This is a genomic window from Paenibacillus sp. UNC499MF, assembly GCF_900107975.1.
GTDB lineage: Bacteria > Bacillota > Bacilli > Paenibacillales > NBRC-103111 > Paenibacillus_F.
Genome location: NZ_FNVF01000003.1, coordinates 508,203 through 520,406, shown reverse-complemented (window position 1 = coordinate 520,406; position 12,204 = coordinate 508,203). Strand labels below are relative to the sequence as shown.

The 12,204-nt window shown below is 53.1% G+C and carries 12 protein-coding genes; 10 read left to right on the top strand and 2 right to left on the bottom strand.

Going from position 1 to position 12,204, the window contains the following annotated elements:
- Positions 1 to 40: 40 nt before the first annotated feature.
- From C4S74_RS10520 to C4S74_RS10510, 3 genes are all read left to right on the top strand, one after another.
- Positions 41 to 760, top strand: a complete 720-nt coding sequence (locus tag C4S74_RS10520) for a KDGP aldolase (protein ID WP_103995274.1) — start codon at positions 41 to 43, stop codon at positions 758 to 760.
- 324 nt (positions 761 to 1,084) lie between these two features.
- Positions 1,085 to 1,738, top strand: a complete 654-nt coding sequence (locus tag C4S74_RS10515; RefSeq protein ID WP_103995273.1) for an HD domain-containing protein — start codon at positions 1,085 to 1,087, stop codon at positions 1,736 to 1,738.
- Between the two features lie 296 nt (positions 1,739 to 2,034).
- Positions 2,035 to 2,268 carry a CsbD family protein gene (locus C4S74_RS10510; RefSeq protein ID WP_103995272.1) on the top strand — a complete coding sequence of 78 codons (234 nt, stop codon included), beginning with the start codon at positions 2,035 to 2,037 and terminating at the stop codon, positions 2,266 to 2,268.
- A 267-nt stretch (positions 2,269 to 2,535) separates the two neighbouring features.
- On the opposite strand, the gene C4S74_RS10505 is transcribed toward C4S74_RS10510, so the two are convergent.
- On the bottom strand, positions 2,536 to 3,558 hold the full coding sequence (locus C4S74_RS10505; RefSeq protein WP_103995271.1) for a phosphatidylinositol-specific phospholipase C/glycerophosphodiester phosphodiesterase family protein: 1,023 nt from the start codon (positions 3,556 to 3,558) through the stop codon (positions 2,536 to 2,538).
- Between the two features lie 382 nt (positions 3,559 to 3,940).
- Here C4S74_RS10505 and C4S74_RS10500 point away from each other — a divergent pair, with 382 nt between their 5' ends.
- The 4 genes from C4S74_RS10500 to C4S74_RS10485 all read left to right on the top strand — a co-directional run bounded on the left by C4S74_RS10500 (position 3,941) and on the right by C4S74_RS10485 (position 7,312).
- Complete coding sequence (locus tag C4S74_RS10500; RefSeq protein ID WP_103995270.1) at positions 3,941 to 4,615, top strand: chromate transporter; 675 nt, start codon at positions 3,941 to 3,943, stop codon at positions 4,613 to 4,615.
- A gap of 14 nt (positions 4,616 to 4,629) precedes the next feature.
- Positions 4,630 to 5,166, top strand: coding sequence for a chromate transporter (locus C4S74_RS10495; protein ID WP_103995269.1), 537 nt, complete (start codon positions 4,630 to 4,632; stop codon positions 5,164 to 5,166).
- Positions 5,159 to 6,370, top strand: a complete 1,212-nt coding sequence (locus C4S74_RS10490; protein ID WP_103995268.1) for an ROK family transcriptional regulator — start codon at positions 5,159 to 5,161, stop codon at positions 6,368 to 6,370. Before C4S74_RS10495 ends, C4S74_RS10490 begins: the two co-directional genes overlap by 8 nt.
- Positions 6,371 to 6,469: 99 nt before the next feature.
- The gene (locus C4S74_RS10485) at positions 6,470 to 7,312 is read left to right on the top strand and encodes an SMP-30/gluconolactonase/LRE family protein (protein WP_103995267.1); all 843 of its coding nucleotides are present in this window, start codon (positions 6,470 to 6,472) and stop codon (positions 7,310 to 7,312) included.
- 81 nt (positions 7,313 to 7,393) lie between these two features.
- On the opposite strand, the gene C4S74_RS10480 is transcribed toward C4S74_RS10485, so the two are convergent.
- A complete protein-coding gene (locus tag C4S74_RS10480; RefSeq protein WP_103995266.1) occupies positions 7,394 to 9,493 on the bottom strand; it encodes a sulfatase-like hydrolase/transferase in 2,100 nt (699 codons plus the stop codon).
- Between the two features lie 211 nt (positions 9,494 to 9,704).
- Between C4S74_RS10480 and C4S74_RS10475 the strand changes: the two genes are divergently transcribed.
- The 3 genes from C4S74_RS10475 to C4S74_RS10465 are packed head-to-tail and all read left to right on the top strand — an operon-like array spanning position 9,705 to position 12,105.
- Positions 9,705 to 9,878: a cytochrome c oxidase subunit 2A gene (locus C4S74_RS10475; protein WP_103995265.1), complete on the top strand. Its 174-nt coding sequence runs from the start codon at positions 9,705 to 9,707 to the stop codon at positions 9,876 to 9,878.
- A 53-nt stretch (positions 9,879 to 9,931) separates the two neighbouring features.
- Positions 9,932 to 10,402, top strand: a complete 471-nt coding sequence (locus C4S74_RS10470; protein WP_009677258.1) for a cytochrome c oxidase subunit II — start codon at positions 9,932 to 9,934, stop codon at positions 10,400 to 10,402.
- Between the two features lie 29 nt (positions 10,403 to 10,431).
- On the top strand, positions 10,432 to 12,105 hold the full coding sequence (locus tag C4S74_RS10465; RefSeq protein ID WP_103995264.1) for a b(o/a)3-type cytochrome-c oxidase subunit 1: 1,674 nt from the start codon (positions 10,432 to 10,434) through the stop codon (positions 12,103 to 12,105).
- The last annotated feature ends 99 nt before the right edge of the window (positions 12,106 to 12,204 follow it).

Genomic DNA, 12,204 nt, shown 5'->3' with positions numbered 1-12,204 from the left:
TTAAAACCCCCTTAAAGATAAAGGAGATGGAGAGAACGAAATGGCACAACCGACGATTAAATTAAACGTACTAGCGAAAACGGCTGAGAACGCCAAGCAAATCGTAGAAGCAGCGGAGGGCCGCGTATATGTGGGCCTGATGGTTAAAAATTTCCCGTCCGTGGACGAAGCGGTTAAAACCGTGGAAGAGTTTCAAGCCGCAGGCGTACCGGTTTCCGTAGGTCTCGGCGCCGGCGATCCGGCGATGTGGAGCAAGGTTGTGGACGTTTCCGTCCGCACCAAACCGGCTCACGTGAACCAGGTGTTCCCGGCTGCGGGTTACACGCTCGGAGCTATGCGCGCGGTGGGCAGCGAAGATACGCTCGTGAACGCCCTGATTACGCCAAGCGGAACGGCCGGTCAAGTCCGGATCGCCACGGGCCCGACCAGCGTTTCTTTTGAAAACGACACGATTTCTTGCGAAGCGGCAGCGGCTATGCTCGCCGAAATCGGCGTTCACTCCGTGAAGTTCTATCCGATCGGCGGCACGACGCGTCTTGACGAACTGGCGGCTATGGTGAAAGCTTCCGTCGCCCAGGGAATCAAAATATTCGAACCGACCGGCGGTATCGATATCGATACGATCGGCAAAGTCGTGGAAGTTTGCGCGGAGAACGGTGCCGAAATCATCATTCCTCACGTGTACACGTCGATTATCGATTCCGCAACAGGCTTGACCCGCATTGAAGATGTGAAGGAATTGCTTCGCGCTATTTCTTAAGTGCAGACATAATAAGCCCGATACCGCATGCAGGCAGGAGCCGTATGCGGTATTTTTCCTGCCAAGAAAGGGAATTCCCGCAAAGAGTAGATAATTGTGCCCTTTATTCGCCGAATTTATCCCTTATGAACTTTGTCTATTTATGGTGTAATAAGGGTACGGGTCAGCTTCAATTTCACACTCCACACGTTCTGGTACTCTCGCAATTCCGGGGAGTACACTTTTTTTTGTCCGGAGAATAGATCCGCTGCAAGTCAGAAGCTAAATCGGGGCAAAAGCGAGTCGTTCTTTTCCACAATTATCATTTAAAAAGGATTGTATGCTATGGAACAACAGACTGTATTGGAGAAAGCGTATCAATTGGCCGGGGAAAAGCTGAAGGATGAGCCGACCGGACACGACTGGTGGCACATTCACCGGGTGACCCGCATGGCCAAGCTTATCGCGAAGAAGGAGAACGCCGACGAGTTTGTGTGCGAAATGGCTGCTTTACTGCATGATCTCATTGACGAGAAGCTGGTGGACGATAAAAAGAAGGAAACCGGGAAACTTGCCGGGTGGCTGGCAGACAACAGGGTACCCGGGGAAACCGCCCGGCATATCCTTGACATCATCGGCACCATGTCTTTTCAGGCTGGCAGCGGTACAAGAATGAGCACACTGGAAGGCCGGATCGTTCAGGATGCGGACCGGCTCGACGCGATCGGAGCCATCGGCATAGCACGGACCTTCGTTTACGCGGGAGCGCGGGGAAGTCTGATTTACGATCCGCAGCTTGAACCCCGTACGGAAATGACCGTACGGCAGTACCGCGATGGCAAGAGCACGGCGATCAACCATTTTTACGAGAAGCTCCTCAAGCTTAAAGAACAGATGAATACGGAAACGGGCCGACAGCTGGCTGAAGAGCGGCATGAGTTTATGGAGCAGTATCTGGTGCGGTTTTATTCCGAATGGAACCTGGGGAGCGGCCTGTAAACCGGCGGAAGGTGAAGGCGCCGACTGATATCGCGATGCCCTTTTTATGAAATGTTTATATAATGTTGTAGGGAGTGTACATATGTATCCCCTTCTGTAAAAATTTCCCCCTGCCGCTGCTGGAGGAAATATGATCTAATAAAGATAGCCGACAGCTGCTTGGATTCCAAGAGAGTCGGCTCTTTTGATGTCCGGCCGTTTCCGGCGCCGTATATGGGCACGGGTTTCATCAACCGCCTGGGAGGGTAAGTAAAGGATGTAGAGATAACAAATAACCTCTAAGGAGATGAGATACCATGGACAACAACGTATTTAAAGGGAAATGGAAACAGCTCAAAGGGGAAGCGCAAAAACAGTGGGGTAAACTCACGGACGACGATATGGATGTTATTAACGGCGAAAAAGATAAACTGGTAGGCAAGCTTCAAGAGCGTTACGGACATACGAAGGATGCCGCGGAGGACGAATATCACCGCTGGTCTAGCAGCTACCGTGATGACGCTCCGGCGGACACCGACCGCCGCATCTGAGCAGAACGATAACGGAATAGAAACGGAGAACGCTCCGTTCCTATGATAAGAAGAAACCGGATCTTTGAGATCCGGTTTCTTTGTGTTTCCAGGGAAGTGGGGAAGGCGGCATACGAGGGCGGAGAACATAATAAGGCGGCGCTTTTATCGATTGGCGTCCTGACCGGTTGTTGGGCATGGAGGATGCAAGAGAGGTTAACGGGGAGACGCAAGGCGGACCGGAAAAAAAACCATAAAAAAACGGGCCGCTCTAGGGCCCGTTTTTATCTATTTTTCGAAAACTTGATTGACAAGCGCGGCGAGCTTTTGCATAAGCGTCTCTTTAGGCGCAGAGGGCGCAGCCGCAGCGGCGGGTTTTACTCCGGCTTGTGCCACGTTGCCGCCTTGGCTGTCCGCCGGAGCGGCCGACGCCGTTTTGACGGCAGCGGTTTCCTGTGTTTTCGCGGCCGCGGAATTCGGCGACACTTGGCGGTAAGTCAGGAAATCGGTGTAGAACCCGTGAACGCCGATTTTTTTCAGCCGGTTGATTTCATTCATCTCGTTGATCGTGTGAACGTATACCGGAACGCCCAGTTTGTCGAGGCCCCCGATCATCGTTGAAGTCGCCCGCTCGTAGGGCATCGCGACCGCTTTGATGTTATGCTTCTTCACGAGCGAGATGATTTCTTTTTCCGAATAGCTTGTCATATATATGGAGAAAAGATAGTTCGGAAAATCGTAGATTTTCTTCACCTGCTGAATCATTTCGATCTCATACAATTCGGGAACGATGCGTTCCAGAAGAGCCGGGTCCACCGCTTTTGCTTTTTGGACGATAAGCTCGAATTGTTTCTGTACGACTTCCGGATCTTCGCTTTTCGTATCCGTGACGATGTAGGCGTCCGGGTATTGCTCCAGCAGCTGAAGCAGCAGATCAAAATCAAGAGGTGTATATTTGTTCAAAATTTTATGGCGTTTGAAATCAGCCAAAGGGATCGGCCCGTCTTTCAGATGATCGGGAAGTGTCGGCTGCAGACGGTCGGACAAATAACGCATCCAGTCGTGCCGGGCCGCAAGCTGGCCGTCGGATGTCAAATTTAGATCGACCTCGAACAGGCGGTGCCCTTTTTCGTAATTCACCAGAAACGCTTCATATGAATTTGTGAGAGTTTCGCCGGAAATTCCGCCCATCGCATGGGCGATCAGGGTTTGATCGGTCCAAGGCCCGGCTTCTTTGGCCGACGCCTGCTGAAAAGGCAGCCACGTTAGCGTAAGCAGAAGAGCCAGGGCTCCCGTCAAGTGTTTTTTCACAAAACAACCTCCTTCATGGTATTCATCTCTTGTCCCGGAGTTCTCCGATCGAAGATTCGGGCACATGACGTACGGGTTGTTAGAAACTAAATTTATTTACCCGGTAAAGGTAGAGTGAAACAAAAAAATAGGCAGGTAAGGTCATTTTTTGTCGAAAACGGGAAAGTAAGTCCTATTATTAGGATCGGATTATAACTGTATATCAGAAGGGAAAAGGCGTAAAAAATCCCAACTTTTATATGAAATTAGTTGTAAGTGAATAAGAAATAGGCGAGTAAAGAGAAAAAAACGTCTAATTTCATAGAAATACGCATAAGTTTATTCCAAAATGAAATAAAGTTGTTTAAAATAGAGTTATCCTACCCTACAGACACGAAAGAAGATGACTCTCTTGAAAATTTCCACTGCCCGTATGAAACTGCTGCTTCACTTGTTCGGTTCGTTCGCCCGCATCGGGCCCGTTTCCTTCGGCGGAGGCTTCGCCATGCTGCCTATTCTGGAAAGGGAAATCGTGCTGCGCCGCCGCTGGCTGGACGAAGACGAATTCGGCGAGGTGATTTCGGTTTCGGGCGTAGCACCTGGTGGCGTCGGCGTGAACGCGGCCGCATTCGTCGGCTATAAGCTGAGCGGTGTGCCCGGCATGCTGGCCGCTGTTCTCGGCATGATGCTGCCCACTTTCGTTCTGGTACTCCTGCTTGCTATTGGCTTTTCGGCGTTCAGGCAGTATCCTAAAGTTATTGCGGCAATGGAGGGCATTCAGATGGCGGTTCTGGCTTTGATCGCTTATGCGGGATTGAAGCTGCTGCGCTCCTCGGTCTTTGACGGTGCCTCGCTGTTTGTGTTTGCCGGATCTGTCGCGGCCTTACTGCTCACGGGAATCCATCCTCTGCTCGTCATGCTTCTCGGCGTCACTGCCGGCTGTGCGCTGGTACTGGTCAAAGGCCGGCTCGGCTTCGCCGTGAGCTTTGAGCCCAAAAAGCGGAAACGGAAACATCCCGCTGCCCCGGCCGTTCCCCGTTATCCCGAGCTGGAATGCTATTTCGGCGAAGGCATATAAGGGGGAGAGAACAGATGCTGATCATCCTCTTCTGGACGTTTCTGAAAATCGGTATTCTCTCCTTCGGCGGCGGTTTCGCCATGATTCCGGCCATTCAGCATGAGGTTGAGCTGCAGGGGTGGCTGACGCCCGGGCAGTTTTCGGAAGCCGTGGCGATTTCCGGCATGGCGCCGGGGCCCCTGGCCACGAACTGTTCGATTTATATCGGCAAAATGACGATGGGACTTCCCGGAGCGGCGGCAGCCTTGCTCGGCATGGTGCTTCCGTCCGTCGTTCTGATCGCGGCCGTGGCGCGTTTCTTCTACAGCATCCGGACGCATCGTACCGTCAAAATCGTGTTCTACGGGCTGCGCCCCGTGGTAGCCGCGCTGGTCGCCGTGGCGGCTCTGCGCTTCGGCTTTACCTATTTCCGGGCGGAATGGTGGACTTGGAAGTCCGCCGTTTCGGCGGCGATATTTCTGCTGGCGCTGCTCGGGCTTATCCGTTACCGAATGCATCCGTTGTCCGTTATTCTGCTTAGTGCGTTAGTGGGTGTGGCGATTTATGGTTAACCGTCCGATTTCCGAGCGTATCGGAAACCGCAAACAAAAAGAATTGTTCGAGTTGATCCGTCAAGGCGGAACGGTCTCGAAGATCGAACTGCTGGAAGAAAGCGGCTTGACCGTAAGCACGCTTACCCGGCTTCTGGACGAACTGTGCACGCAGGGGCTGATCGCCGAGTCGGGGCACGGCCCGTCGACAGGCGGCCGCAGGCCGGTTCTGTACCGGATCCAGGCCAATTACGGCTGCGCATTCGGCGTCGATATATCCCGGACGCTTTCCCGTCTCGTGCTGACCGACATGCAGATGAAGGTGCTCGAATCCCGTACGTGGGAAATGAACGAGACGATGACGCCCGATGTACTGCTGGCCGCTCTCGCCGAAGAAGCGAAGGCCATGCTGAAGCGCCGAAGGATCGCTTCCGAGCATGTGCTCGGGATGGGTGTCGGAGCCGTGGGCCCGGTGGACCGCGAAGAAGGCGTCATCCTGAATCCGCGCTATTTCCCGACACCGGGCTGGCAGGGCGTGCCCGTGCGCCGTATGCTGGAAGACAAGCTCGGTATGCCCGTCCTGCTCGATAACGGAGCAAATACGGCGCTTCTCGCGGAATCTTGGTCCAGGCATAAACGCTCGTTCCGCCATATGCTGTATGTACACCTCGGCGTCGGACTCCGCTCGTCCATGCTCAGCGAAGGAAAGATCATCTACGGGGCCGTCGATATGGAAGGCTCGATCGGCCAGATGATCATCCAGACGGATGGCGTCGCTCCCCGGTCCCAGGAGGGGAATTACGGAGCCTTGGAGTCCTATGCTTCCATTTATGCGGTCGAACGGGAAATACGCTCCAAGCTCAAACAGGGACGGCCCAGTATGTTATCCTCGTTCGGCAGTCCGGATGCCCTTGCATTCCGCGAGATTGTCCAGGCTCTGAACAACCGCGATCCGCTGGCGGTCGAGGTGATGACCCAGGCTGCCGTGTATTTCGGCATCGGACTGGCCAATCTGCTCAATATGCTGCATCCGGAGAAGGTCGTGCTCGGCGGACCGCTTATTTCGACTAATGATCTGTTTTTCTATACCGCCACACAGACCGCGATAAAGAAAACTTATTATTACCCCGACTACCAGGTGCTATTCAGCAAAGGAAGCTTCGGAGAGGAAGCGCTCGCTATCGGGGCGGCGGGGCTGGTCATCCGCCAGCTTTCCGCCCACTGAGTTCTCATCTATCTTCTTTCGTTTAAAGAGAAAGCCGCTTGCCGGCTATACACAGCGATCCCGGAAAGTGGAGTGGATCAAAAAAAGGAGAGATCAGACATGGAACAATTATTCAAAAGCAGTGTATTTACGCCTCCTCACGGTTTTACGGGCGGAATCGAAGGACCGGCCTGCGATGCCAAAGGAAACTTGTATGCCGTGAACTATGCGAGAGAAGGCACCATCGGTAAAGTGACGCCGTCGGGAGAAAGCAGCGTGTTCATCGAGCTTCCGAACGGCAGCATCGGCAACGGGATCCGCTTTACGCGGGCCGGAGAGATGCTGATTGCCGATTATAAGAACCACAACGTGCTGAAAGTGGACATGAACACAAAGGCCGTTTCGGTCTGGGCTCACGGACCCGGCATGAACCAGCCGAACGATATCGCCATTTCAGCTAACGATATTGTATTTGCCAGCGATCCGAACTGGAGCAACAACACGGGCAACCTGTGGCGGGTAACCCCGGGCAGCGTGACCCTACTGGAGAGCGGAATGGGGACAACGAACGGGATCGAAGTTTCGCCGGACGGGAAAAAGTTGTATGTGAACGAATCCGTACAGCGCCGGATCTGGGTATACGATCTGACCGAAGCGGGCGCGATTTCGAACAAGCGTCTGTTCATCGAATTCCCTGACTTCGGATTGGACGGCATGCGCTGCGATTCGCAGGGCAATCTGTACAGCACCCGGTTCGGTAAAGGAACGGTCCTGAAAATTTCTCCTCAGGGTAAAATTGTTCAGGAAGTCGTTCTGAAAGGCAAAAACTGCACCAACCTGACCTTCGGCGGTCCGGACGGCAGAACGGTCTATGTTACCGTAGCGGACAACGGCAACGTGGAAAAATTCCGTACGGACGTTCCCGGCAGATGCCGGGTGTTGAACGGGGTCGTTTCTTCCTAAAATTTTCGGGCGCAACAAAAAAAAGACTTGGTTCCGTACGCTTCCTTGGGGAAGCGTACGGCCAAGTCTTTTTTACTGCCGTTATTTCAGCTCATTCACTTGTTTGACCGGTGTCGTTTGGATCGGCAGGTTTTTGGAATCGATCACTTTTACCTGCAGGTTCACCGGTTTACCCGATTCGACAGCATCTTTCGGTACGATGGCGGAAAGCGATTGGCGGTTCTCGTACGTTGTTTTCAAAGCCTTGTCGTTCATATAGACGACACAGCCCGGAGCAAAATTTTTGCCGCTGATTTCTACGGAAGAGTCTCCTCCGGTGCCTCCGGCCGTGCTTTGGTGAAGCGGCGATACGTTGTCGATCGTCATCTCACCGAAGCCGAGTGTGTATTTCGGATTGATGATCTTGTCACGGAAGCCGTTAAAGCTGTACTGCTCCCCGAACAGCACGTCATACTGAAGCATCTGATACTCCGTTACGTCCTGCTCGGTCAGCTTCATGCGCTCGTAATGATTGCGTGGCGGAATCATCGGGAACTTTTTGGACAAGGAGAAGAGATAGTCCATGTAAGGCGTCCCTTCGCGCTGGGCCAGATTCAGCAGGTAAGGGCCCAGGAAGGATGAGCTCATATCGAGCTTATCCTGATGCTTCGGCAAATAGTTGTTCCAGACGACGACCGGGAGGGTGTACAGTTTATCCAGTACCGCTGCGGAATCGTCGTCGTCTTTTAAATAGCCGGTGTCTTTGTAAGCTTGATAATTGTTGCCAAGAGACGGCAGGTGGTCACCGAACAGCATGATGATCGTCGGCTCGCCTTTCTTCTCGTAATGCTCCACGAGCATTTTGAGCGCCTCGTCCGTATTATGAACGCCCTGTGCATAAGTTTCGAGCATGCCCTTCGTTTCTTCCGGGAAATTACCGCTCGCCTTGATGGTGTTCTGTTTAAATTTGTCCGGCGTAAACGGCGCGTGATTCTCCATCGTATTCGCAAAGACAAAATCGGGACCGGCGGAGTTGTCGACTTGTTCGATGATTTTTTTCATCACCGCTTTGTCGGCCAGATAAGGACCGTTGTATTCCGGTTCGAAGTATTCCTGCGAGATGAATTTGGAAAATCCGAAATTCTGATACACGTTGCGGCTGTTGAAGAACCAGTTGTGGAACGGGTTAATGGCCGCAGTCTGATAGCCTTGTCTGGCCAATATGCTGGCAAGCGAATCGACGCGTCTGTTCATGTACTGGTTATAGGCGATCGCGCCTTCCGGCAGGAACCGGATCGAATTTCCCGAGAGAACCTCGAATTCGACGTTCGCCGTTCCTCCGCCGAACTGGGGCGACAGCATATAGCCGCTGGAATAGTTCTGCTGAAGCTGGTGGACGAACGGAATGGGATCTTCGCTGAACGTGACGTTCTTCATTCTGGTAGGATCCCAGAACGTTTCTCCGAGAATAACGATAATGTTCGGTTTTACATTCGGATCTATGTTTGTACGGCGTTCGACCTTCTTCACGAAGTTATCCATATTCGCCTGGTTGTAGCCCTGTGGAGCGTCGATGATGATCTGCTCGATATTCATGACGGTGGAAAGCATAAACCCGTTGACATGATAGTTATCGGCCTGGTTCCAGGGAATGGTGGAAATATGAAGGGCGGATTTGATCGGAAGCGGCTTGTCGAAATAGACGACACAGGCGAGCGCGACGCCCAGGACACCGAGAACGATGTTCTCTTTCCAGCGGAAGCGGGAGTGGGTCCAAGGAACGAAATAGAGCAGCGCGACGCTGGCCGCGAGGAAGACGATAATGCCGATCACGATCGTTTTATCGAACAAACCGTTCAAGTATTGGACAATATCGGTCGTCTCGCTGCCGAGGAACAAATCCCAGGGCAGAAGAGGCACGCCGAGAATTTTGAATTTAATTCCGCTGATAAGACCGCAGATCAGCATGAAAGCCGCTACGATCCAGAACGCGATACGGCTCCGGCCGGTCAATGCGGTAAAAACGAGGAACAGGCAGAAGGTCAGCAAATAGTTCAGCACCATTTCTCCCGGACTGTGCTTGGCCCAGGATAGAGCGGCCATCACTCCTCCCCGATTTAAAAACTCAATGAAGACAACGAGCAGCAGGGGCCAAACGAATAAGTGCAGCCGACGCGCTATAAAATGAATACCTTTCTGCATCACAGATCTCCCTGTTCATTCAATTTACAAACATTTTACATATGATTTGCTATGCCATTATACCATGTAGGACCGGGTCTCGATACCTAAAACCTTGTAACAAAATCGTTACAATTTGATAAAGAAATTGTGATTCTTATCACATGTGGGTGCTCACGCCGAGGGTAAGATGAAACCATGAAAAGCTTCATTGACAAAGGGGGATGCCGCTATGGCACAGCTCGCGCCTGCCAAGGAAAAGCAGGACGTTAAGCCCGCTCCGCAAAGCGGGGCGGACGAGAAGGAGCCGGAACTGAAAGGCGCTTTCGCATCGGTTATGATTCTGGGCGCGTTTATTCTGATTACCTGGTTCGGCGTGTTTGCTCTGTATCTTATAAGAAGTTAACGGGGCAAAGGCGCAAAAAGTTCCGCGAATCGGAAAAAAAGAGGGGAAATTACATGCATATTCATCGTTTGGAAAAAATTTGGATCGTTTTCGGCATCTCCATGCTGATCGTTTTCCTGTCCGTGATCGGCGTATCGGCGTTTGCGATGGGAATGAACCCGCCGACCGGCCATGCGCACACGATTGATCCGGCGAAGGTTGATTTGACGCCGCCGTTCGATCAGCCGGGCCTCAAAAAAGTCGGAGAGAACGAATACGAAGCCGTGATGACCGCCTTCGCGTTCGGCTACAAACCCGACAAGATGGAAATTCCCGCGGGAGCGACCGTGCATTTTATGATCACAAGCAAGGACGTTGTCCACGGGTTTGAAATCCCGGGCACAAATGTAAACATGATGGTGCTTCCGGGTGAAGTGAATCATCTTACGTATAAGTTCGACAAGCCGGGTTCTTACCTTGTGCTCTGCAACGAATACTGCGGCGGAGCCCACGAATGGATGAAAACGACGATTGTCGTTAACTAAACCCACCGGCAGAAAGGAAGTCGTTATGTATGAACGGAACCGAAACGCAGCCCGCGCGGCAAGCCTCCGTTTCTTTTAGTCCGAAAGACAGCAAGCTCGTTCTCGCTCACATTTTATTCGCTTTCGGCGCGCTTCTTCTCGGAGGCATCGCCGGAGTGCTGCAGGGCCTGGTCCGCGGAGGCATGGTCAAACTGCCCGCCGGGATCGGCTATTATCAGCTTCTGACGGCTCACGGCGTGCTCATGGCACTCATTTTTACAACCTTTTTCATTATCGGATTCCTGTATTCCGGTATTTCCAAAACGCTCGGAGGCGAGCTGCTGCCGCTCCCGCGGCGCCTCGGCTGGCTCGGATTCGGCCTGATGGCGGGCGGAACGGCGCTGGGAACGGTTTTTATCCTGCTCAATAAGGCGTCCGTGCTGTACACGTTCTATGCTCCCCTTAAAGCGTCGCCCTATTTTTACATCGCTTTGACTATGGTAGTCGTCGGAAGCTGGATGAGCGGCTTCGGCATCTTCATCAATTACCGCTTCTGGAAGCGGACGCATAAAGGACAGCTTTCGCCGTTGTTTTCCTTCATGGCGGTCATTACGATGCTGCTCTGGCAGGTGGCGACCATCGGCGTGGCGGCGGAAATTCTGCTTCAGCTGATTCCCTGGTCGTTCGGCTGGGTTGACACCGTAAACGTCCTGCTGAGCCGGACCTTGTTCTGGTACTTCGGCCATCCGCTCGTTTACTTCTGGCTGCTGCCCGCCTATATTTGCTGGTATACGATTATTCCGAAAGTGATCGGCGGCAAAATATTCAGCGATGCGCTTGCCCGGCTTTCGTTCATCTTGTTTCTGCTGTTCTCGATTCCGGTCGGATTCCACCATCAGCTGACGGAACCCGGAATCAGCTCGTTCTGGAAGTTTCTCCAGGTTATATTGACCTTCATGGTTATCGTGCCTTCGTTGATGACGGCGTTCTCGCTGTTCGCCACGTTTGAAACGACCGGCAGGGAAAAAGGGGCCAAAGGCCTGTTCGGCTGGTTTAAGTTCCTCCCCTGGAAAGACGTCCGCTTCTTCGCTCCGTTTATGGGTATGCTGGTCTTCATCCCGGCGGGAGCGGGCGGGATCATCAATGCCAGCAATCAGATGAACCAGGTCGTGCACAATACCCTCTGGGTAACGGGGCACTTTCATCTGACCGTCGCGACGAGCGTGGCGCTCACCTTCTTCGGGATTACGTATTGGCTCATCCCGTCGATCACCGGCCGGCAGCTGACGCCAAGACTGCACAAGCTGGGGATTTGGCAGACGATTCTGTGGTGCGTCGGCATGTTCTTCATGTCGGGCTCCATGCATACGGTCGGCCTGCTCGGCTCGCCCCGCCGCACCGCGTACACGACGTACGAGAACCATCCCGACACGGTGCTGTGGATGCCGTACCACGTTGCGATGGCGATCGGCGGCATGATTCTTTTCGTAGCCGTGGTGCTGATGATCTATAATGTCGTCGCGCTTATGCGTTCGCCTAAAGGCGAGACGGAATACCCGCTCGGCGAAGTGCGGGACGCATCGGAGCCGACTCCGAAGCTGTTCGAGCGCTGGGGACTCTGGCTCGGCGTTACCGCCGTCCTGATTCTAGTCGCGTATACGATACCGGTCGCCCAGATGATGGGCGGAGATACGCCGGGCTCGATCCCTTTTGTAACCTGGTAAAAATGAAAAATAACCGTCTGATGCAGATGCTGCGTCAGGCGGTTTTTTCTTGCCGTCTTTAAAAGGTAGAGGGTTCCCGAGATGGGCATAATAAAGAAT

Bases quoted from the DNA above. Each gene is read 5' to 3' on its own strand.
- C4S74_RS10520 (WP_103995274.1), top strand. From the start codon at position 41: ATGGCACAACCGACGATTAAATTAAACGTACTAGCGAAAACGGCTGAG.
- C4S74_RS10515 (WP_103995273.1), top strand. From the start codon at position 1,085: ATGGAACAACAGACTGTATTGGAGAAAGCGTATCAATTGGCCGGGGAA.
- C4S74_RS10510 (WP_103995272.1), top strand. From the start codon at position 2,035: ATGGACAACAACGTATTTAAAGGGAAATGGAAACAGCTCAAAGGGGAA.
- C4S74_RS10500 (WP_103995270.1), top strand. From the start codon at position 3,941: ATGACTCTCTTGAAAATTTCCACTGCCCGTATGAAACTGCTGCTTCAC.
- C4S74_RS10495 (WP_103995269.1), top strand. From the start codon at position 4,630: ATGCTGATCATCCTCTTCTGGACGTTTCTGAAAATCGGTATTCTCTCC.
- C4S74_RS10490 (WP_103995268.1), top strand. From the start codon at position 5,159: ATGGTTAACCGTCCGATTTCCGAGCGTATCGGAAACCGCAAACAAAAA.
- C4S74_RS10485 (WP_103995267.1), top strand. From the start codon at position 6,470: ATGGAACAATTATTCAAAAGCAGTGTATTTACGCCTCCTCACGGTTTT.
- C4S74_RS10480 (WP_103995266.1), bottom strand. From the start codon at position 9,493: ATGCAGAAAGGTATTCATTTTATAGCGCGTCGGCTGCACTTATTCGTT.
- C4S74_RS10475 (WP_103995265.1), top strand. From the start codon at position 9,705: ATGGCACAGCTCGCGCCTGCCAAGGAAAAGCAGGACGTTAAGCCCGCT.
- C4S74_RS10470 (WP_009677258.1), top strand. From the start codon at position 9,932: ATGCATATTCATCGTTTGGAAAAAATTTGGATCGTTTTCGGCATCTCC.
- C4S74_RS10465 (WP_103995264.1), top strand. From the start codon at position 10,432: ATGAACGGAACCGAAACGCAGCCCGCGCGGCAAGCCTCCGTTTCTTTT.